Below are 20,620 nucleotides of genomic sequence, written 5' to 3'. Positions count from 1 at the left end.
GCGACCACATCCGCGACCGCGTCGGTGACGGCGACCGCATCCGCGACGCCGTCGCGTCGGGTCCTGCTACGGTCGCCCCTGGTAGGTCGCGTCGCCGAAGCCAAGCAGAGGGTAGAACACCGGCTGGACGAGCCACAGGCCGAGGCCGTACCCGACGCCCTTCCCGAACGCCTTCGCCACGTCGATCGACACCTTCGCCAGCACGAGCACGTTCACGAGGGGGACGAACAGCAGCAGGAGGTACCACCACGGGTTCCCGCCGATCGTGATCAGGAGATACATGTTGTATATCGGAACTATCGCGGCCCACGCCGGCTCGCCGGCCTTCGAGAAGATCTTCGCCAGCCCGGCGATCGTCGCCACGAGCACGACGAGGTACACGATCAGGACGACCGCCGAGAGCGCGCCGCCGTTCTGTTGGAGGAGTATCGGATCGAGCATCGTTCACCCCCTCCCGTAGGATCCATGATAATTCTTTCCGTCCGATTCGAACGGACAGATGCCGGACGGCGGGGGGCCGGCGGCGAGGGGGGCGAGGTGGAGGGCGGCAGGGACCGACCCTCGGTGGATCAGTACGTCAACAACACGCCGAGCGCCTCGTTCGGCTCGCGGTCGAGCAGGTCGTACGCTTCCGGGGCGTCCTCGACGGGTAGCCTGTGGGTTCGGAGCCGGTCGGTGTCGATGTCGCGGAGGCGTCGCCACGCCGTCGTCAGCCGCCGGTCGGTGGTCCACCGGCCACGTCGCTCGGGGGCGAGCGTGCTCACCTGGCTGCTCCGGAGTTCGATCCGACTCCGGTGGAAGCGCCCGTCCAGCGACAGCTCCGCCGGCCGCGACCCGTACCACGAGCCGACGACGACGCGGCCGCCGTACCCCGTCGCGTCGATCGCGTCGTCCAGCGCCGCGGGGTTGCCCGACAGCTCGTAGGTCAGGTCCGCCCGGTCGGGCGCGTCGGCGTCGCCGGCGGCGCTCTCGGGCGTCGCAGCCACCGGGGAGTCGGCCGAGCCGTCGGCGTCCGTCGCCGTCGCGAACAGCGTCGCGGGATCGGCGTCCGCCGGATCGAGACACCGGTCGGCCCCGAGGCGCTCGGACCGACGGCGACGCGACTGGTGATAATCGAGCGTCACCAGCTCCTCGAGCGGGAACGACGAGAGGATCGCCGTCGTCAGCAGGCCGACGATGCCCTGTCCGAAGACGACCGCGCGCTCGCCGACCGCCGGCTCGCCGTCGAGCGACAGCGTCACCGCCGTCTCGACGTTCGGGAGGAACACCGCCTCCTCTGGCGCGATCCCCTCGGGGACGCGCGTGACCGCGTCGGTGTCGACGACGAACTCGCTGGCGTGCGGGTGGAACGCGAGCACGCGCTCGCCGCGCCACGCCGGGTCCGCGTCGGGGCCGACCGCGGTCACGACGCCGACGGTCGCGTAGCCGTACGGGAACGGATACGTAAGCGACCCGGACAGCGAGTCGAGCGTCTCGTCGACTGCCAGGTCGGGGTTCATCTCTCCGCGGTACAACAGCAGTTCCGTCCCGGGACTCACCGCCGACACGAGCGCCTCGACGGCGAGTTCGCCCGGCCCGGGGTCGGGCACATTCGTCTCGCGCACCTCCACCTCGCGGGGACCGGTGAAGAACACCGTCCGCGACGACACGGATCAGATCCCCTCCGATACGTCTCGGACCGCGGTGATCGCTGCCATCTACCGTACCACGGGTTCGAACGGCATAACTGCTGGGCAGGCGGATCGACAGCCGGGACCGGGTCGGGACGGCCGCTAGCGGGACGTCACTCCTCCTCGACGACGGCCACCCGCTCGCGGAGCCACTCGGTCGCGCGCTCGACGGCCGCCGGGTCGGTCCCGCGGACCGTCAGCCGGTTGTGCCCCTCGGTGTCGGGGTAGCTGCCGACCGCTACGTCGAAGCGGTCGCGAAACGCGGTCAGCGTCTCCAGCATCGACCCCTCCGGCTGGGGCGTGTAGACCGTCCGGGCGACCTCGTCGCCGGCGAACTCGTCGGCGACCCCCTCGAACAGCGACCGCATCTCCGCGGGCACGCCCGGGAAGGCGTACACGTTGCCGCAGACGAAGCCCGGACACAGCCCCTCGTCGTTGATCAGCGGTCGCGCGCCCTCGGGCAGCGCCGCCCACGCCGCCACGTCGATGTCGAGGTCGTGTTCCGCGAGGAGGTCGGGGTTCTCGTCGCGGTAGGCCGCGACCGTCTCCAGCACGTCGGCCCGGACCGCGTCGTCGACCACGAGGTCGCGCTCGAACGCGTCGGCGACGGCGTCGGCGGTCACGTCGTCGTGGGTGCCGCCCAGTCCGCCGGTGACGATCACCGCGTCGAACGCCTCCGACCACTCGGCCACCCGGTCGGCGATCGCCGCGCGGTCGTCCGGCAGGGTCAAGATCCGCCGGACGCGCGAGCCGCGGTCGGCGATCGCCGACGCCAGCCACGAGGCGTTCGTGTTCGCCGTCTCGCCCGCGAGCACCTCGTCGCCCACGGTGACGATAGCCACGTCCATCGACCGGACGGACGCGACCGGGAGTCAAAAGCACACGGGCGTCGAGAGACGGTCGCGACGGGTCCACGGTCGAGCGCGGCGGCGGGGTCGATGAGTCCGCGGGAGCGTCATCGCGGCCCGATCGCCGAGTCGGCGGGACCGATCGGCGTGAGCCGCGGGCCGAAGCGACCGTCGTCGACCTCGGCGTCGATCCCGAACACCTCAGCCAACATCGCCGGCTCGAGCACCGACGCGGGCGGCCCGGTGGCGTGGATCCGCCCCTCGTGAAGAACGACCATCTCGTCGGCGTATCGAGCGGCCTGTTCGACGTCGTGGAGGACGAGTACGACCGTCGTCTCGTCATCCTCGCGGAGCGTCCGAACCACCTCCATCACGGCCAGTTGGTGTCTGAGGTCGAGGAACGTCGTCGGCTCGTCCAGCAACAGCACGTCCGCCTCCTGGGCGAGCACCATGGCGACCCACGCGAGCCGGCGCTGTCCGCCGCTGAGGTCCGCCAGCGGCCGATCCCGGAGGTGGCCGATGCCGACGAGTCCCACCGCGCGATCGACGGCCGCCACGTCCGCGTCGTCGACGGTGTCGAGGAAGCCGCGGTGCGGGTAGCGGCCGTGGTACGCCAGCTCCTCAACCGAGATGCCGTCGGGCGCGGTCGGCTCCTGCGGGAGCCGTGCGAGCTCGCGGGCGCGTTCGCGGTCGCCGTAGTCGTCGAGCGGGCGGTCCCGGAGCGCCACGGTCCCCGACCGGGGTTCGAGCCGCCCGGCCAGCCCGCGCAGGAGTGTGCTCTTGCCGCTCCCGTTCGGTCCCACGAGCGCGGTGACCCGGCCCTCGGGGAACCCGTGGGTGACGCCGTCGATCACCGGCGCGTCCGAGTCGGGATACGCCAACACCAGGTCCTCGGCGACGAGGACGCCGTCGGACGCGTGCGCCGACCGTCCCCCGGCGTCGCGGCGGCGGTCGCCGTCGCGGTGCCCGTCGTCGACGGGACCGGACCGGTCGGTCATCGGAACCCCCCGAAATCGCCGTGTTTGCGCATGAGGTACAGGAAGTACGGTCCGCCGAGCAGTCCGGTGACGATGCCGACGGGGATCTGCGCGGGCGAGAGCGCGAGCCGGGCTCCGGCGTCGGCGGCGACCAGCAGCGCCGGGCCGGCGAACGCGCAGCCGACGAGCAGGCGCTTGTGGTCGGTGCCGACGCTCCGGCGGACGATGTGCGGGACGACGAGGCCGACGAAGCCGACGATCCCCGCGGCGGCGACGCTCGTTGACGCCGCCAGCACCGCGAGCCCCGACAGGAGAAACCGCGCCCGCTCGACCGACAGGCCGAGCGAGGCGGCCGTCTCCTCGCCCAGCGTCAGGACGTTCAGCTCGCGGGCACCCAGCAGCGACGCGCCGACGGCGACGACCGACCACGGGAGCAGCATCCGGACCTGCGCCCAGTCGGTGCCCACGAGCGAGCCGGTCGTCCACGCGACGACGCTCTGGACGAGCCCGATGTCCTCGATGAGCAGGAACAGCCCCGTCTGTACCGAGCCGAACACGCTGGAGACGATGACGCCCGCCAGCACCAGCCGCACGGGGTTGGTGCCGCCCTGCCACGCGATGGCGTACACGAGCAGGAACGCGACCCCGCCGCCGACGGCCGCAAACAGCGGGAGCAGCGGGAGCAGCCCGGTGAACACGACGACCGTGAGCAGCACGGCGAGGCCGGCCCCGGAGGAGACGCCGAGGACGAACGGGCTGGCGAGCTCGTTGCGGGTGATCGCCTGAAGTACCGCGCCCGACACCGCGAGGTTCGCGCCCACGAGCACCGCCACGAGCACGCGCGGGAGTCGGATCGTCCACACGACGAGCGTCGCCGTCCCGTAATCCGGCACCCTCTCGCCGAGCAGGAACGCCCGCCACGCGGCCGCGCTGAACAGCACCGCCGGATCCGCGAGCGCGCGCCACGCCTCCAGCGGCGAGACCGGATACGCGCCGAAGCTCAACTGGAGCGTCGTCGCGACGGCGACGACGGCGACGCTGGCGACGACGACGGCGACGAGCTGGCGGTTCACCCACGCGAGCCGCCGGTCGGCGGCCGTCCGGGTCTCCTCCCCGTATTCACCGGCCATCGCGACACCCCGGCGGTCGGGTCGCCGGCCGCCGTCGAAGCCGCGCCCGCGAGCGCCGGCGGCTCATCCCTCGCCCGTGACGATCCCCGCGACGCGCTCGCGGTCGAACAGCTCCTCGTCGCCGAACTCGTCGGGGTACGCCACTCGCGCGGCGTGTTCGGTCTGGAACAGCGAGACGAGCGGGCCCTGGTAGTTGATGCCGCCGGCGTGGACGCGGCCGTTCTCCACGGCGGTCACGTCGCGGGCGACCGGGTGCTCGCGCATGAAGTTCAGGGTGAACTCCCGGAAGCTGTCGTCGTCGAGCACGAAGTCGTCGGCGAACTGCGTCTCCATGACGATCACCTCCGGGTCGATCCGGGCGATCGTCTCGTAGTCGATGCGGACACCCCACTCGGGGATCCCGCTGTCGGTCAGGGCGTCGTCGACCTCGACGATCTGCCATTGCAGATCCGAGACGGAGTCGTCCATGTACTGGGGGAAAAAGGAGTTCGGCGGGACCCCCTGGGGGCGAAGCAGGAGCACCTCCGTTCGCTCCTCGGGCAGCCGCGAGCGGATCGTCTCCGCCAGCTCCGTGCGCACCTGCTCGATGCGCTCGTAGCGCTCACGTCGGCCGAACAGCGCCGCGACGTTGCCGAACGCCTCCGACAGCGTCGGGTACGGGTAGGTGTGCCACGCGTCCTGCTGTTCGCGGATGTAATTCCCGAAGAACGGGCCGATGTTGGTCGCGATCTCCTCGACGTCTGCCTCGGTCCACCCGAAGGTGTTGATCATCCACACCGGATCCATGACGTGCACGTCGGCGTCGACCGCGTAGAACGACTCCTTGGGCATGCGCGTCCCGCGCGACAGCGCCGGGAACTGCGACTTGTCGAGCGAGACGCCCGGTAGTTCGTCGTAGTAGCCGGTGTAGTAGCGGCGAGGGGACCCGATCGCCGCGAGCCGGTCGACCAGCCCGAGCGCGACGCCGATGTCGCAGTAGATGCCGGCGTTCGCGACCCACGTCTCCGGCGGTTCGTCAAACGAGAGACAGCCCACCGGCTCCATGCACGCCTCGTACTCGGGAGCGGCGGTCGTCGGAGCGGCCGTCTCGGTCGGCGTCTCGGTCGCCGTCGCCGACTCGGCCGTCCCGTCGGTCCCGCCGCCAGCGCCGCCACAGCCGGCGACCCCGACGGTCGCGGCGCTGGCGACCGTCGCGAGCAGCCGACGCCGCGTGCGTTCGGTTCGTGTCATCGTCCCGATCAGCGACCGCGATCGCGACGTGTGGGTCGTTGTCTCATTGTCGGAACAACGAACGGACTCCACGAATATATGTCTAGGCCAGCCGACGCACCGTCGTCGACTCGGCCCGAGCGTGGCGTCGGGGACCGGGGAGGCCGTCGCGGTCGGTGCGGTCGATGTGGCCGTCGCGGTCGGTGCGGTCGGAGGCCGCGACTCACCGCCTGGCGCGGACGGGGACGCCCGCGGTCAACACGAGCCGTCCGTCGTCGTCGAGGAGCCGAAGTTCCCCGCCGTCGCCGACCGCGCCCTCGAACTGCGGTGCCGACGGGACGTCGTAATCTGCGGGCTCGTGGAACGCCGCCGCGATCGTCCACGCCCGGTGGCGCATCGCCCCGGAGTCGTCGTCGGTCACGGGGAATCGATCCCCGCGCGGTCGTGGATCGGCCCCGCCAAGTCGGCGAGGTGGGCCGGTTCGCGGTCGTTGGCGACCGCCAGCAGCTCCGCGACGATGCTGTACGCGATCCGATAGGGGGTGTCGCCGCCGAGGTTCACCCCGATCGGCGTGTAGATCCGATCGAGTTCGGCGGTCGTGAACGCTCGCCCCTCCTCGACGAACGCCTCGCGCATCTCCGCGAGGCGCTTTCGCGGACCCATCAGCCCGATGTACGACACCGGCGTCTCCAACAGCGCATCGAGCGTGAGCCGGTCGTCGACGAAGTTGTGCGTCATCACGACCGCGTGGGTGTCGTCGTCCCACTCCCGGAGGTCCGGCACGTCTCTGGGGCTCGCGGAGATCACCTCGTCGGCCCCCGAGACGCGCTCGCCGTCGGCGTCGACCCCCCTGAAGGAGACGACCGTCACCCGGAACTCGACCAGCGTCGCCAGTTCGACGACCGGCCGCACGTCGTGACCGGAGCCGAACACCACCACCTCCGGGGGCGGGCGGACCCCGTCGACGAACACCTCGGCGGTCGCGCCGTCCTCGCTCTCGACGGCGACCACGTCGCCGCCGCCGGTCTCGAGGAGGCGCTGTGCGTCCTCGCGGACCGCCTCGGCGACCCAGTCGGGCAGGTCGCCGGCGACGACGCCGCGATCGTCGCCGTCGCCGCCGGCGTAGCGCCCCCGCGTCGCCACCGGGAGGTCGCCGCCGACGACGGTCGCGACGGCGACGGCGTCGCCGCGCTCGCGGGCGGCCACGACCGGCGCGTAGTCGGCAGACAGCGGTTCGAGCAGCACGGTGATGACGCCGTTGCAGCCGACGCCCATGCCCCACACGTCGTCGTCGCCGGTCAGGTCCCACGTCTCGACGCGCGCCTCCCCGGTCGCCAGCACGTCGCGTGCGATGTCGCGGACCTCGTCCTCCAGACAGCCGGCGGTGATGCTGCCCGCGCCCCCGTCGGGTCGGATCAGCATCTTCGCGCCGGGGCGGCGGTACGCGCTCCCCTCGACGGCGACGACGGTCGCGAGGACGGCCCCGTCGCCGTCGTCGAGGGCGGTTGCGATGCGGTCGAACAGCTCCGTCTCGGGGATGCTCCACTCGTTCGTGTCCATGGGTCACGCTGGGTCGGGGCGGGGCCGCGGTCCCCCCCGCCGTGGGTCGTACTCGTAGCCGATTCGCCCGCCGACGCCGCGCCGCCGGAGCTGTCTACCCACCTCTGCGAGGTCGTCCGGGCCGCCGAACGCGAACAGCCCGTCGACGAACGACAGCGCGCGAGCCATCCCGCGGGCGGTCGGCTCGTAGGCCGACGCCGCCGCCAGGGGGTTCAACCACACCACCGCCGCGCTCCGGCGCGACAGCGTCGCCATCGCCCGTTCGAGTTCGTCGGCGTCGCCGGTCTCCAGCCCGTCGCTGACGACGAACACGACCGTCCGGCGGTCGACCGCCGTCGGCGACTCCCGCAGGAAGCCCGCGAGCGACTCGCCGATCCGGGTGCCGCCGCCCCACTCCGTCTCGGCCCGCGCGAGCGCGTCGAGCGCGGCCGCCGCCGTCGGCTCGTCGAACGCCGATGAGACGTCACGGGCGGTCTCGTCGAAGAAGACGATCCGGCACTCGCGCCACGCCGCGCGGGCACGCCGGAGCGTCCCGAGCAGGACCGACCGGTCGACGGTGTCGAGCACCGACCGGCTCACGTCGACGAACCAGACGGCTCGGAGACGGTCGTGCTCGCGCTCGCGCCGGGGGATCGAGACGACGGTGCCGCCGGTTGCGAGGCTCGCGCGAAGCGACCGACGACCGTCGGCGCGCTCGTCGCCGGCACGCCACCGGCGACCCCGAAGGGTCGCGAGCCCGCCGGCCAGTTCCTCGACGGCGGCGTCGATATCCGGCTCCGCGCCCGCGACCCCCGACACGTGCGTCGGGCTCCCGGTCGGGCTGTACCACGCTCGCTCGACGCGCTCGGCGTCGTCGGCGAGCCCCGCATCCGTGACGACGCCGCCCAGCGCCGCCGCGGCGGCCGACTCGACGTCCGGCTCGCCGCCGTCGTCCGCACGGTCGGAGCGGTCCGTCGCCGGGGCGTCGGCGTCCTCGCCGGCCGCGTCGCCGTCGATCGGCGCGAGCCCGCCCTCGGGACCGTCCCTGCGAGGGGCCGGGCCGTCGGGGTCGAGGCCGGTGGCGAGCCGCCGCCAGAACTCGGGGAACAGACGGTCGAACGTCGCGATATCGTCGGCGTCGGCGACGAGACACGCACGCAGCGCCGCCCGGGCGGTCGCCTCGTCGTCGAAGCCGACCTCGACGAGCGCCCGCGCCGCGGTCGTCCCGGCGTTCGCGGGCACCGCGACGCCGGCGCGCCGCAGCGATCGGACGAACCGCACCAGCTCCTCGCGGACGTGGTCGCGGGCGGCGCGAAACGCCGGGAGCTCGCCGTCGCGGCTCACGACGGCACCTCCGCCCGCGCCTCGGCGGCCGCCTCGACGAGCGTCTCCAGCAGCGACTCGTCGACGCGCTCGACGTCCTCGACCTCCTTCAGCAGGCACCCGAGCGTGTCGTGGACCTCCGCGGGTGTGAGCGGCTCGTCGCCGTCGCGCCGGAGCGCCGCGACCGCCCGCGCCCAGTCGATCGTCTCGGCCGCGCCGGGCGGCTTGCGCAGCGGCTCCTCGCGGATGCGGGCGGCCATCGCACACAGCTCGGTCGCGACGGCACCGTCGAGTTCCGGCACCTTCCGCGCGAGGATCTCTCGCTCCTTCTCGAGGGAGGGGGGCGCGACGTGACAGAACAGACAGCGGCGCTTGAGCGCGTCGCTCAGCGCCCTGGTGCGGTTCGAGGTGACGATCACGATCGGCGGCGTCTCCGCGCGGATCGTCCCCAGCTCCGGCACCGACACCTGGTAGTCGCTCAACACCTCCAGCAACAGCGCCTCGAACTCCTCGTCGGCCCGGTCGATCTCGTCGATCAGGAGCACGGGCGGCGCGTCGCCCTCGCCCCGCAGCGCCCGCAACAGCGGCCGTTCGAGCAGGTACTCCTCGGCGAACACCGAGGCGTCGTCGTCGCCCGACTGCACCGCAAGCAGTTGCTTCGTGTAGTTCCACTCGTACAGCGCGTGCTCGGCGGTCAGCCCCTCATAACACTGGAGGCGCACGAGGTCGGTGTCGAACCCCGCCGCGAGCACCTTCGCCAGTTCGGTCTTGCCCGCGCCGGGTTCGCCCTCGACGAGGAGGGGCTTACCGAGTCGCAGCGCGAGCAGTACGCTCGTCACCACGTCGTCGTCGGCGACGTACGACTGCTCGTCGAACAGCGCTCGAAGCCGCTCGTCGGTCACGTCGGCGAAGGCCGTCGGCCGTCTCTCGCTCATCGGATGTCGTGTTCGGAGTACATGGTGTGCTGGATGGCTGCGTGACCCCCGGCCCGCGTGCGTGCCCACGGTCGCGGACCGGGGTGAGCCACGTTAGTCGGCCGCCTGCGGCGTCGCCGTGTCGGCGACGCTCGCGAGCGCCCGTTTCGTGTACGCCTCGAGCAGCGTCGCGCGGAACTCCGCCGACGCCTGCAGGTCGCTCATCATCATCACCTCGTCGACGCCGTCGGTCGCGGCCGACCCCGCCGCCTCGACGGCGTCGTCGTCGAGCGTCGAGCCCACGAGGGCCTCCTCGACGGGCTCGAGCCGAACGCCGTGATCGAGCACGCCGTTTGCGCCGACGCGTGCGGCGGTGACGGTGTCGCCGTCGGTCTCGACGAGCGCGGCGACGCCGACCATCGCGTAGCCCGACGACGGCGACGGCTTCTTCGCGTAGGCTCCCGCGGCGTCGGCGGCCGACGGGATCTCGACGCGCGTGACGAGCTCTCCGGGATCGAGCGCCGTGGCGTACATCCCGAAGAAGTAGTCGTCGATCGGGATCTCGCGTTCCCCGTCGGGTCCCTCTACGACGACGGTCGCGTCCGACGCGAGCGCCGCCCCCGGAAGGTCCGAGGCCGGGTCCGCGTGCGCGAGGTTGCCGCCGACGGTGCCGCGATTCCTGACCTGCTCGTCGCCGACCTGTTCCACCGCGGCGGTGAACGCCGGTGCGTGTTCGTGGGCCGCATCCACCTCGAGCAGGTCGCTGTAGGTCGTCATCGCGCCGATCGACAGCGTGTCGCCCTCGACGGAGACGCCGTGGAGCGCGTCGATCCCGCTCACGTCGACGAGCACGTCCGGGCTGGACAGCCCGCTTTTCATCGCCGGGAGCAGGCTGTGGCCGCCCGCGAGGAGTTCGGTCTCCGCGTCCGAGTGCTCGTCGAGCAGCTCCAGCGCCTCGGGGACGCTCTCGGCAGCGTAGTAGTCGAACTCGTCGGGGAACATCAGCGCTCACCCCCGTCGGCCGCGTCGGCGTCCGGGTCGTCCGTCGTGTCGGCAGCAGCGCCGTCAACGGGCTCTCCGCCGTCGGCGGTCGCGCCCTCGTTGACGGCGTTCCAGACGCGCTCCGGCGTCATCGGCATCTCGACGCCGTCGACCCCGAACGGCTCCAGCGCGTCCGAGACGGCGTTGACGATCGCCTGCGGGGCAGCGATGGTGCCGGCCTCGCCGACGCCTTTCACCCCGAGCGGGTTGTGCGGGCTCGGCGTCACCGTCGACTCGGTCGTCATCTCGGGGACGTGTTCGGCCTTCGGGACCGCGTAGTCCTGCATCGACCCGGTGAGCAGCGTCCCGTTGTCGTCGTACTCCGCGCCCTCGTACAGCGCCTGGCCGACGCCCTGCGCGACGCCGCCGTGCACCTGTCCCTCGACGATCTTGGGGTTGATCTGGTTGCCCACGTCGTCGACGGCGACGTACTTCTCGAAGTCGATCTCGCCGGTCTCGGGGTCGACCTCGACGATCGCGGCGTGCGTCCCGAACGGGAACACGAAGTTGTCCGGGTCGTAGAACGACGTTGCCTCCAGTCCCGGCTCCGTGTCCTCGGGCATGTCGTGTGCGAGGTACGCCTGCTGGGCGACGTCCTGGATGCCGATCGCGCGGTCCGGCGCGCCGGCGACGCGGAACTCGCCGCCCTCGAACTCCAGGTCGTCGGGGTCCGCCTCCAGTTGGTGGGCGGCGATCTCCTTCGCCTTGTCCACCACCTTGCGGGCGCTCTTCACGAGCGAGCTCCCGCCGACGGCGGCCGACCGGGAGCCGTAGGTACCCATCCCGTGCGGGATCTCGTCGGTGTCGCCCTCGACGATGTCCACGTCGTCGTAGTCGATGCCGAGCTCGTTGGCGACGATCTGTGCGTACGTCGTCGCGTGGCCCTGTCCGTGGCCCGAGGTGCCGCAGAAGGCGGTGACGGTGCCCGAGGGGTGGAAGCGAACGAGACTCGACTCCCATAGTCCCGCCTGTGCGCCGAGTTGCCCGGCGAGTTCGGAGGGCGCGAGTCCACACGCCTCGATGTAGCAGGAGAAGCCGATCCCGAGATAGCGCCCCTCCTCGCGCGCCTCCCGTTGACGCTCGCGGAAGTTCTCGTAGTCGAGCAGATCCAGCGCCTCGTTCATCGGCTTCTCGTACTCGCCGCTGTCGTAGACGACGGCGACCTCCGTCTCGTAGGGGAACGCGTCGTCGGGGACGAAGTTCCGCTTCCGGAACTCCACCGGATCCATCCCGATCTCGTTGGCCGCGCGGTTCATCAGCCGCTCGACGAGGAACGACGCCTCCGGGCGGCCCGCGCCGCGGTAGGCGTCGACCGGGGGGACGTTCGTGTACGCGCCGGTGACGTGCCCGTAGATCGCGGGGATGTCGTACTGGCCCGACAGGAGCGTCCCGTACAGGTACGTCGGCACCGCCGGCGCGAACGTCGAGAGGTACGCGCCGAGGTTGGCGCGGGTGTCGACCCGGAGGCCGATCACGTCGCCGTCGTCGTTCATCGCGATCTCGGCGTCGGTCTCGTGGCCGCGACCGGGCGCGTCCGTGAGGTACGTCTCCGAGCGCGTCGCGGTCCACTTGACCGGGCGTTCGAGGAGCTTCGAACACCACGAGACGAGCGCCTCGTCGCCGTAGTGGTGGATCTTCGAGCCGAACCCGCCGCCGACCTCCGGGGCCGTGATGCTGAGTTTGTGCTCGGGGTGGCCGATCACTCCCGACATGAGCAGGCGGTGGAGGTGCGGGTTCTGCGTCGTCATGAACACGTCCAACTCGTCGGTCCCCGGGCTGTAGTCGGCGACCGCCGCCCGCGGCTCCATCGCGTTCGGGATCACCAGCTGGTTCGTGATGTCGATGCTCGTCGTGTGGGCGGCCGACTCGAACGCCTCGGCGGTCTTCTCCTCGTCGCCGATCTCCCAGTCGAACGCGACGTTGCCCTCGGCGTCGTCGTGGAGCGCCGGGGCGTCCTCGCCGAGCGCCTCGTCGGGGTTCGTCACCGCGTCGAGGCGGTCGTAGTCCACGTCGACGGCCGTTGCCGCGTCGGCCGCCTGGTAGCGGTCCTCCGCGACGACGACCGCGATGGCGTCGCCCTGATACCGGACGTGGTCCTCAGCGAGGACCGGGTGAGAGACGTTGTTGAGGCTCGGAAGCAGCCAGCCGACCGGAAGCTCGAACGAGCCGCCGCCGGGCGTGTCCTCGCGGTGGAGGTCGTCGTGGGTGTACACGCCGATCACGCCGGGCATCTCCTCGGCGTCGCTCGTGTCCACGCCCTCGATCCGGGCGTGGCCGTACCGGCTGCGGACGACCGACATGTGAGCCATGTCCGCCAGTTGGATGTCGTCGGTGTACTCCGCGTCGCCGGTGATGAGCGCCGGGTCCTCCCGCCGCTCGATGGCCGAGCCGAGGATGTCCGCCGCGGTCACCTCGTCCGGGTCGAGCGACTCGATGCTCATCGCGAGTCACCCCCGTCGCCGTCGAAACAGCCACAGCCGCCCGGCGCGTCGCAGGCGTCGGCGACCGTCCCGCCGTCGGTGGCCGGGCCGTCGCCGGCTGTGCCGCCCCCGGTCGGCGTGCCGCCGTCGGCGACCGCGCCCGAGCCCATCGACTCGGCGGCGTTCCGGACGGCGTTGACGATGTTCTGATAGCCGGTGCACCGACAGAGGTTCCCCTCCAGCCCCTCGCGGATCTCCTCGCGCGTGGGGTTCGGGTTCTCCCGCAGGATCTCCACGGAGGTCATCATCATGCCGGGCGTGCAGTAGCCACACTGGAGCCCGTGTTCCTCCTGGAACGCCCGCTGGATGGCGTGCATCTCGCCGCCCTCGGCGAGCCCCTCGACCGTGGTGATCTCCGCGCCGTCGGCCTGCACCGCAAGCGCCGTGCAGGACTTGACCGCCTCGCCGTCTATCTCGACCGTACACGCGCCACAGAGGCTGCTCTCGCAGCCGATGTTCGTTCCCGTGTATCCCAGCTCGTCGCGAAGCGCGTGCGCGAGCAGGGTGCGCGCCTCGACCGTGAGCTCGTGTTCCGTGCCGTTGACCGTGAGTGTGATGTCGTGTTCAGTCATGAGGAGTCGGCGGAGGACCGCCCGAGTAGTCGATCGACGATACCGCTGCCCTCGCCCTCGTCGGCATCCTCGGGGTCGGGCGTGTCCGCGTCCGACAGCTGGAGGTCGCGAAGCGTCGACTGTACCCCGGAGAAGAACCGCTTCACGATGCGGTTGGCGACGGGGTTGATGACGCGCTGGCCTATGCCGGCGACCTTGCCGAACACGTCGGCGTCCGTCTCCCACTCGACGGCGACGCCGCCGTCGTCCGTCTCGCGGAGCTCCATTCCCGAGGACATCTCGAAGGAGCTGTCCCCGGAGCTTCCCTCGCCCGACGCTCGCATCCGCGGCTGGTCGCGCTCGTCGATCCGGACGACCGTCTCGAAGGTGGGATTCACCGGCCCGACGCTCACCTGCACCAGCCCGGCGTACCACTCGCCCTCGCGGAACGCCCGCTCGGCGATCGTCTCCGGGTCGCCCGTCAGTTCCTCGTCGCGCTCGCTCGCCCGCTCGGAGAGCTCCTCGAAGTCCACGTCGTCGCTCTCGACGTGCAACAGGAACTCACAGCCGGGGAGGGAGTCGGCGATCAACACCGGGTCCGACAGCGCGAGCCACACCTCCTCGACGGTCGTGTCCTCCAGTTCGAACGTGCCGTTGAAGTTCATCAGTCGATCCTACCTCCGCGGTGTGCGTGTGAAACACATACATATGGTACCGCGACTATGTTAGCATAAGTGTTTGCAATAATCAGTCAGTATGGAAAAATGAAACCACAACTAGTAACTTCAAGCGATCCATCGAAATCGGTAGTGCGCACAACCGACGGCCCTCGGGGACGAAGCGGCCGGCGAGAGCCCTCGATCGCGACGGGGGTGCGATGATGGACGAGATCGAGCGCGAGGCGGCGGTCGATCGCCTGCGAACGCGGTTCGACGCCGGACCGACGGCGATCGAGGCGACCGACACCGGCGGGTCCGCGAGCGAGACCGTCGGTCCCGAGGCGATCGGGGGACGGGTCCTTACGGAGGCGGTCGTCGCCCCGTCGACCGTTCCGGCGCGCCCGTTCGCCACGATGGACGGGTTCGCCCTCGCCGCCGGCGACGACGCGCCGCGGCGGATCGCGGGCCGCGTCGACCCGGCGGACGACCCGGGCGCGCTCGCCGACGGAACGGCCGTCCGGATCGCGACCGGCGCGCCGCTTCCCGAGGGAGCCGACGCCGTCGTGCCCGTCGAGCACGCGACCGTCGAGGGGGACCGCCTCGTCGGAGCCGCACCGGTACCGGAGCCGGGTGCACACCTGTTCCCGGCGGGCGCGAGCGCGACCGAGGGGGAGGTGCTGTTCGAGCCGGGGCGACGGCTCGCGCCGCGTCACGCGGCGCTGCTGTGCGATCTGGGGATCGATCGCCTCGCGGTCGCGCCCCGCCGTTCGGCGGCCGTGCTCGCGACCGGAACGGAGATCGTCCGGGGCGACCAGCCCGACCGCGACTCGGCGATGCTGGCGAACCTCCTCCGCGGGTGGGGGTGCGTGCCGACGGTGCTTGACCCGGTCCCGGACGAGCGCGAGCGCGTGGCGTCGGCGATCGAGGCCGCCGCCGCCGACCACGACCTCGTCGTCACCGCCGGCGGCACGAGCGTCGGCGCGGGCGATCACGTCGGCGACGCGCTCGCCGACCACGACCCGCTGTTCGCGGGCGTCGCGCTCCGTCCCGGCCGCCCGACGACCGCGGCGGTCGTCGACGGGACGCCCGTCTGTGCGTTTCCGGGGAAGCCGCTGGCGGCACACACCGCCGCGACGCTGGTGCTCGGACCGGCGCTGGTCGACTCGGCCGACGCGGCGACCGTGACAGCGACGGCGACGAGCCGGGTCGCATTCCCGTCCGACTCCGTCGAGTACGCGGTCCCGGTGGCCCTCGACGACGGCGACGTGACGCCGGTCGGGCAGGGCGACGGCCCGGAGGCCCTGTACGGCGAGCGATTCCGTCCCGGTCGAGTCGCCTCCGCCACTCGGGCGACGCTCGCGGACGGGCTGCTCGTCACCGACGACGACGTCGCCGCCGGCGACCGAGTCGCCGTCACGCCCTACGGGGTGATCGAGTGACCGATCCCGACCTCCCGATCGTCGACCCCGCGGCGATCGAGCAGTCGGGGACGCGGTCCCCCCGCGTCGCCGGAGTCGTCCTCGCCGGGGGGACGAGCAGTCGCTTCGGGGCGGCCAACAAGCTGCTGGCGACCGTCGAGGGCGAGCCGCTGGTCCGGCGGGCCCTCCGAACGCTCACGGCGGCCGAGCTCGACCCGGTGATCGTCGTCGTCGGTCACGAGGCCGAGGCGGTTCGAGAGGCGCTCCCCGACGACGGCGAACGGGTCGTCGAGGCCGACGACTACGCGACGGGGCAGGCCGCATCGGTCCGACGCGGGATCGCCGCCGTCGTCGACGCCGCGGACGACGCCGCAGCGGCGACGTTTCTCCCGGGCGATATGCCGTTCGTCGACGCCGAGACGGTCCGGACGCTCGTGGACGCGTACGCCGCCGGCGCGGGCGACGCGCTCGCGCCGGCACACGAGGACCGCCGCGGGAACCCCGTGTTGTTCGACCGTCGCCACTTCGAGGCGCTCGCCGGAATCGAGGGCGACACCGGCGGACGGGCGGTGCTGCTGGGGAGCGACGACGCCGCGCTCGTCGCCGTCGACGACCGGGGCGTCGCCGTCGACGTCGACACGCCCGCGGACCTCGCGCGGCACCGGTGACCGAAGAGTGCGAGTCAAAACGTCGGACCGACGCTACGTTCTCACGGCTCGCTCACGCGCAACACGGGCTTGATGGTCTCGCCCGACTCGGAATCGGCGACCGCTTGTTCGATCTCCTCGAAGTCGTAGTACGTCACCAGCTCGTCGAACGGGAACTTCCCCTGCCGGTACAGCTCGATCAGGTCGGGGATGAACTCCGTGGGGGTGGAGTCGCCCTCGACGATCCCGGTGACGGTGCGGCCGTTGAGGATGAGGTCGTTCACGTCGAAGCTCGCCTCGGTCCCCAGCGGCGGCGCGCCGATGATCCCGACCGTCCCGCGCTGGGTGAGCGAGTCGATCGCCTGCTGAGCCACGGCCGCGACGCCCGTCGTCTCGACCGCGTAGTCGACCGCGCCGCCGGTCGCCTCCCGCACGGCCGCGACGACGTCGTCGACCGCCTCGGGGTTGACCGTCGCGGTCGCGCCCAACTCGGCCGCCTTCTCCAAGCGGTTTCGCTTCAGGTCGATCGAGACGACGTCCGTACAGCCCTTCAGGTCGGCGGCCATGACCGCCGAGAGACCGACCGAGCCGGCTCCGAAGACGGCGATCGTCGACCCGGCCTGCGGGTCGAGCGTGTTGATCACGCCGCCGGCACCCGTCTGGACGCCGCAGCCGAGCGGGCCGAGCAGCTCCAGGGGCACGTCGTCGTCCACGGGAACGACGTTGCGCTCGGTCGCCATCGCGTGGGTCGCGAACGACGACTGCCCGAAGAAGCGGCCGTGGACCGGCTCGCCGTCGCGCGACAGCGGGGAGGTCCCGTCCGGACGCAGGCCGCCGAAGTTGTGTGCGAAGAAGTCCTCGCAGTACGCCGGGTGCCCCTCCCGACAGTGGCGGCAGGTGCCGTCGGAGTCGAAGCTCATCACGACCCGGTCGCCCGGCTCGACCGTCGACACCGCCGAGCCGACCGACTCGACGACGCCGGAGCCCTCGTGCCCGAGAACGATCGGCAGCGGCGAGGGGTACTCCTGATCCCGAACGATCATGTCGGTGTGACACACGCCCGCCCCGACGACCCGGACCACCACCTCGTTCGCGTCCGGCTCCTCGAGTTCGAGCGTCTGTACCTCGAACGCCCCGCCCTCCTCCTCGGTCACCGCGGCACGGATCTCCATGGACGTTCCATGATACCACACCTACTAATAGCGCTCCCATCATTCCGTGTGAGAGGAGAATCCGCCGCGGCCGGACGACGATCGAACCTCAGAACGGGGCGTCAGGCCCGGCCGAGGACTCCGCGGCGTCGCCGGCGGTCGAGTCCGCCGCGTCGACCCCGGCGTCGGCGTTCAGCGTCTCCGCGAGCTCGCCGCGCTCGTCAAGTTCGGCGAGCACGTCGCTGCCGCCGACGAACTCCCCGTCGACGAACGTCTGCGGGATCGTCTCCCAGCCGCTCTCCTCCTCCAGCGCCTCGCGGAAGGCGTCGAGGTTCTGCAGCGTGTCGACGGTCGCCACGTCCGCGCGGTACTGGGAGATGAGTCCGAGCGCCCGCTTGGAGTAGCCGCACTGCGGCATCCGCGCGTCGCCCTTCATGAACAACACAACCTCGTGGTCGTCGATCGCGTCGGCGACGCGCTCGCGCGCCTCCTCGGCGTCGATCCCCTGGTTCGCCGGGTCGAACGTCATACCACACCGTACCGGCCCGAGCGTGTTAGGTGTGGCGCGTGAGGCGGACGGCGATCACGCGTCGTCGCGATCCCCCTCATCGTCGCTCCCGTCGTCGCCCACGTCGCCCTCGTCGCTCCCATCGTCGCCCTCGTCGCCATCGTCGCCATCGTCGTACAGCGACACCGAACGCTCGCCGTCGAGGTCGCCGCCGGCGGCGACGACGGCGCGGGCGGCGACGTAGCTCACGAGCACGACGCCCGCGATGAGCGCGGCGTGGAACCCCACCAGCGGGTCCGTGTCGAGGCCGGCCGGCGAGAGCAGTTCGAACCCCGCGACGAACGCGGCGAGCATCGCGAGCGGCACCGCGTTGACGAGGAGGTCGGAGAGCGTTCGCCCGGAGAACACGGAATCGGTGCCGTCTGCGGATCCCTCGTCGCTGTTGGCGTCGCTGGCGCTGTCACCGTCGCGGCGGTCGGTGTCGCCGGCGCTGTCGTCGGTCACGGAGTCACGCGATCCCAGCGACTGATCGGGCCTGAACGTTTCGTCCGCGGTCGGCGACTCAGTAGTCGCCGAGGATGCCGAGGCGACGCGCCCGCCGCGTCGCGTAGTGGAAGACGACGGCCCCGGCCGCGAGGTAGCCGACGGCGACGCCGACCAGCAGCGCCAGGTCCGCGAGCGGGAACGCCCACAGCCGGACGCCGTCGACCATCGCCCGCTGGAGCATCGCGCTCCCGTGCGCCAGCGGCAGCGCCCGCAGCCACGGCTCGTCGAGCACCGGCGCGGAGACGAGCACGACGAAGCCGAACTGCAGGAGGTTCAGCCAGTTCCCGATCCGCTTGTACAACACGGTGATCCCGCCGGCCGCGAAGCCCAGCCCCAACACCGACACGATCGCCAGCCCCGCGACGACGACCACCGTTACGGGGTCTATCCGGAGTCGCGCCCCGGTGACCAGCAGCATCACCGCCAGGATCACCGCGGAGGTGAGGAACGTCCGGATCACCTTGGCGACGCCCTTCAGCAGCGCGACGGGCGCGAAGCCGAACGGCGTGGCGACGTGGCGCTCCAGGGTGCCCCACTGCACCTCGCTGGCGATGTCGTTGGACACCGACGAGTACCCCCCGACCGCCAGCGTCCACAGGAAGTAGCCGACGACGATCCCCGCCAGCGAGTCGTCGAGCGCCCGACCCGCGAGGATCCGACCGCCGAAGAACAACAGCCCGAAGAACACCAGCGAGATCACGATCCCGCCGATCGCGTTCGCCGGGTACCGCACGAAGATCAGGAACTCTCGGTAGAGGACCGCCCGGGCGAGGTCGAGGTACGTCGCCGGCCGAGGCTCGTCGTCGCCGGGGGTCGCGTCGGCGGCCGTCACGGCGTCTCCCCCAGGTCGCCGGCCGCGGTCGGCGGCCGGGCGTGGCCCGATTCGTCGCCGTCGCGGTCGCGGTCGCGGTCGGTCACGTCCACCGCGTCGCCGTCGGCCACCTCCGCCGCGTCGCCGCCGGTGAGTCGGACGAACACGTCCTCCAGATCCGGTTCGAGGGTGTCGACGCGGTCGATCGCGACGCCGGCCGCGCGGAGCGCCTCGAACAGCTCGTACACCGCGTCGCCGCCGGCGGCGACCTCGACGCGGCCGGGACCCGCGGTCGGGTCGGAGACGGGGTCGACGACGGGGTCGGCCGCGAGCAGGTCGACCGCCTCTCGGAGTCGGTCGATCGTCGCCGGGGTGAGGTCCGCGCTCTCGACCCGAACGCGGCGGTCGTCGACGCCGCCGATGAGGCTCTCGACCGCGTCGTCGGCGACGACCGAGCCGTCGCGCATGACGACCACGCGGTCGCAGGTGTCCTCGATGACCTGCATGTCGTGGCTGCTCACGACGACCGTGAGCCCCTCCTCGTCGGCGAGCCGGCGGATCTCCCGACGGAGCGTCCGCGAGCCCTCCACGTCCAGCCCGAGCGTCGGCTCGTCGAGGAAGACCAGCTCCGCGCCCCCCGCGAGCACGCTCGCCAGCGACACCTTCTGTTTCATCCCCCGCGAGAGCTCGCGGACCGGCGTGTCGGCCCTGTCCGCGAGGTCGAGGCGCTCGAGCAGCCGGTCGTGGCGGTCGGCGACGGAGTCGGGGGCGACGCCGCCGATCGTCGCGAAGTAGCGGAGGTTCTCGCGGACGGTGAGCCGCCAGTAGTCGTTGCGCGCGCCCTCGAGCATCGCGTCCACGTCGGCGTAGGTGGCGCGGCGGCCGTCGCGCACGTCGCGGCCGAGCACGCGGATCGTCCCCTCGTCGGGTATCACCGTCCCGAGGATCGACTTGATCAGCGTCGTCTTGCCCGCGCCGTTGGGGCCGAGCAGGCCGACGACCGAGCCGCGCTCGACCGTGAGGGACACGTCGTCGACCGCCAGCACGGCGTCGCCGCCGGAGCCGAACCGCTTCGAGACCCCCTCGGCGACGAGTGCGGGCGTCGACTCGGAAACCGCGTCGCGGTCGGCGGGCGTCGTCGCTGCCATCGAACGGTGTAGTCGCGCGAGGCCGATAAGGGGCGCGGCGACGGCGGTGG

General features: G+C 71.8%; 20 protein-coding genes and 1 pseudogene. 2 read left to right on the top strand and 19 right to left on the bottom strand.

The annotated features are described in order from the left end of the window. Window positions 1-66: 66 nt before the first annotated feature. The 14 genes from Hbl1158_RS03620 to Hbl1158_RS03555 form a co-directional block, all read right to left on the bottom strand. Window positions 67-441 carry a DUF5684 domain-containing protein gene (locus Hbl1158_RS03620; RefSeq protein WP_234298705.1) on the bottom strand — a complete coding sequence of 125 codons (375 nt, stop codon included), beginning with the start codon at window positions 439-441 and terminating at the stop codon, window positions 67-69. Between the two features lie 128 nt (window positions 442-569). Continuing rightward, window positions 570-1,649, bottom strand: coding sequence for a zinc-binding alcohol dehydrogenase (locus Hbl1158_RS03615; protein WP_234298704.1), 1,080 nt, complete (start codon window positions 1,647-1,649; stop codon window positions 570-572). A gap of 134 nt (window positions 1,650-1,783) precedes the next feature. Continuing rightward, entirely contained in the window at window positions 1,784-2,518 is a 735-nt protein-coding gene (locus Hbl1158_RS03610; protein ID WP_234298703.1) for a molybdopterin-binding protein, read from the bottom strand. 107 nt (window positions 2,519-2,625) lie between these two features. Beyond that, window positions 2,626-3,516, bottom strand: coding sequence for an ABC transporter ATP-binding protein (locus Hbl1158_RS03605; RefSeq protein WP_234298702.1), 891 nt, complete (start codon window positions 3,514-3,516; stop codon window positions 2,626-2,628). After that, window positions 3,513-4,625 carry an iron ABC transporter permease gene (locus Hbl1158_RS03600; RefSeq protein ID WP_234298701.1) on the bottom strand — a complete coding sequence of 371 codons (1,113 nt, stop codon included), beginning with the start codon at window positions 4,623-4,625 and terminating at the stop codon, window positions 3,513-3,515. The genes Hbl1158_RS03605 and Hbl1158_RS03600 overlap by 4 nt, the downstream gene beginning before the upstream one ends. A 63-nt stretch (window positions 4,626-4,688) precedes the next feature. After that, window positions 4,689-5,855 (bottom strand): ABC transporter substrate-binding protein, encoded by a 1,167-nt coding sequence (locus Hbl1158_RS03595; RefSeq protein ID WP_234298700.1) that lies wholly within the window; start codon window positions 5,853-5,855, stop codon window positions 4,689-4,691. 202 nt (window positions 5,856-6,057) lie between these two features. Further along, window positions 6,058-6,255, bottom strand: coding sequence for a hypothetical protein (locus tag Hbl1158_RS03590; RefSeq protein WP_234298699.1), 198 nt, complete (start codon window positions 6,253-6,255; stop codon window positions 6,058-6,060). After that, window positions 6,252-7,394, bottom strand: coding sequence for an XdhC/CoxI family protein (locus Hbl1158_RS03585; protein WP_234298698.1), 1,143 nt, complete (start codon window positions 7,392-7,394; stop codon window positions 6,252-6,254). Before Hbl1158_RS03585 ends, Hbl1158_RS03590 begins: the two co-directional genes overlap by 4 nt. A 3-nt stretch (window positions 7,395-7,397) precedes the next feature. Continuing rightward, the gene (locus Hbl1158_RS03580; RefSeq protein ID WP_234298697.1) at window positions 7,398-8,717 is read right to left on the bottom strand and encodes a VWA domain-containing protein; all 1,320 of its coding nucleotides are present in this window, start codon (window positions 8,715-8,717) and stop codon (window positions 7,398-7,400) included. Then, window positions 8,714-9,631 carry a MoxR family ATPase gene (locus tag Hbl1158_RS03575; RefSeq protein ID WP_234298696.1) on the bottom strand — a complete coding sequence of 306 codons (918 nt, stop codon included), beginning with the start codon at window positions 9,629-9,631 and terminating at the stop codon, window positions 8,714-8,716. The genes Hbl1158_RS03580 and Hbl1158_RS03575 overlap by 4 nt, the downstream gene beginning before the upstream one ends. A gap of 93 nt (window positions 9,632-9,724) precedes the next feature. After that, a complete protein-coding gene (locus tag Hbl1158_RS03570; RefSeq protein ID WP_234298695.1) occupies window positions 9,725-10,612 on the bottom strand; it encodes a xanthine dehydrogenase family protein subunit M in 888 nt (295 codons plus the stop codon). Next, on the bottom strand, window positions 10,612-13,092 hold the full coding sequence (locus Hbl1158_RS03565) for a xanthine dehydrogenase family protein molybdopterin-binding subunit (protein ID WP_234298694.1): 2,481 nt from the start codon (window positions 13,090-13,092) through the stop codon (window positions 10,612-10,614). The genes Hbl1158_RS03570 and Hbl1158_RS03565 overlap by 1 nt, the downstream gene beginning before the upstream one ends. Further along, window positions 13,089-13,703, bottom strand: a complete 615-nt coding sequence (locus Hbl1158_RS03560; RefSeq protein ID WP_303647435.1) for a (2Fe-2S)-binding protein — start codon at window positions 13,701-13,703, stop codon at window positions 13,089-13,091. Before Hbl1158_RS03560 ends, Hbl1158_RS03565 begins: the two co-directional genes overlap by 4 nt. Continuing rightward, window positions 13,700-14,347, bottom strand: coding sequence for an SRPBCC domain-containing protein (locus Hbl1158_RS03555; protein ID WP_234298693.1), 648 nt, complete (start codon window positions 14,345-14,347; stop codon window positions 13,700-13,702). Before Hbl1158_RS03555 ends, Hbl1158_RS03560 begins: the two co-directional genes overlap by 4 nt. A 215-nt stretch (window positions 14,348-14,562) precedes the next feature. Between Hbl1158_RS03555 and Hbl1158_RS03550 the strand changes: the two genes are divergently transcribed. Together Hbl1158_RS03550 and Hbl1158_RS03545 are read left to right on the top strand one after the other, a co-directional pair. Then, the gene (locus tag Hbl1158_RS03550; RefSeq protein ID WP_234298692.1) at window positions 14,563-15,780 is read left to right on the top strand and encodes a molybdopterin molybdotransferase MoeA; all 1,218 of its coding nucleotides are present in this window, start codon (window positions 14,563-14,565) and stop codon (window positions 15,778-15,780) included. After that, window positions 15,777-16,427: a nucleotidyltransferase family protein gene (locus Hbl1158_RS03545; protein WP_234298691.1), complete on the top strand. Its 651-nt coding sequence runs from the start codon at window positions 15,777-15,779 to the stop codon at window positions 16,425-16,427. The genes Hbl1158_RS03550 and Hbl1158_RS03545 overlap by 4 nt, the downstream gene beginning before the upstream one ends. 41 nt (window positions 16,428-16,468) lie before the next feature. On the opposite strand, the gene Hbl1158_RS03540 is transcribed toward Hbl1158_RS03545, so the two are convergent. The 5 genes and pseudogenes from Hbl1158_RS03540 to Hbl1158_RS03520 all read right to left on the bottom strand — a co-directional run bounded on the left by Hbl1158_RS03540 (window position 16,469) and on the right by Hbl1158_RS03520 (window position 20,570). Beyond that, window positions 16,469-17,578: an NAD(P)-dependent alcohol dehydrogenase gene (locus Hbl1158_RS03540; RefSeq protein WP_234298690.1), complete on the bottom strand. Its 1,110-nt coding sequence runs from the start codon at window positions 17,576-17,578 to the stop codon at window positions 16,469-16,471. A gap of 166 nt (window positions 17,579-17,744) precedes the next feature. Further along, window positions 17,745-18,086 (bottom strand): annotated as a pseudogene (locus Hbl1158_RS03535) (glutaredoxin domain-containing protein); the annotation flags it as partial. A 54-nt stretch (window positions 18,087-18,140) separates the two neighbouring features. Beyond that, complete coding sequence (locus Hbl1158_RS03530) at window positions 18,141-18,569, bottom strand: DUF6684 family protein (protein ID WP_234298689.1); 429 nt, start codon at window positions 18,567-18,569, stop codon at window positions 18,141-18,143. Between the two features lie 58 nt (window positions 18,570-18,627). After that, window positions 18,628-19,443, bottom strand: coding sequence for an ABC transporter permease (locus Hbl1158_RS03525; RefSeq protein WP_234298688.1), 816 nt, complete (start codon window positions 19,441-19,443; stop codon window positions 18,628-18,630). Then, window positions 19,440-20,570 (bottom strand): ABC transporter ATP-binding protein, encoded by a 1,131-nt coding sequence (locus Hbl1158_RS03520; protein ID WP_234298687.1) that lies wholly within the window; start codon window positions 20,568-20,570, stop codon window positions 19,440-19,442. The genes Hbl1158_RS03525 and Hbl1158_RS03520 overlap by 4 nt, the downstream gene beginning before the upstream one ends. Window positions 20,571-20,620 lie beyond the last annotated feature (50 nt).

The sequence above is a fragment of the Halobaculum sp. CBA1158 genome (genome assembly GCF_021431925.1).
In the GTDB taxonomy this organism is placed as follows: domain Archaea; phylum Halobacteriota; class Halobacteria; order Halobacteriales; family Haloferacaceae; genus Halobaculum.
Note: the sequence above shows the minus strand (reverse complement) of the source record. Positions and strands in the feature narration are given on the sequence as shown.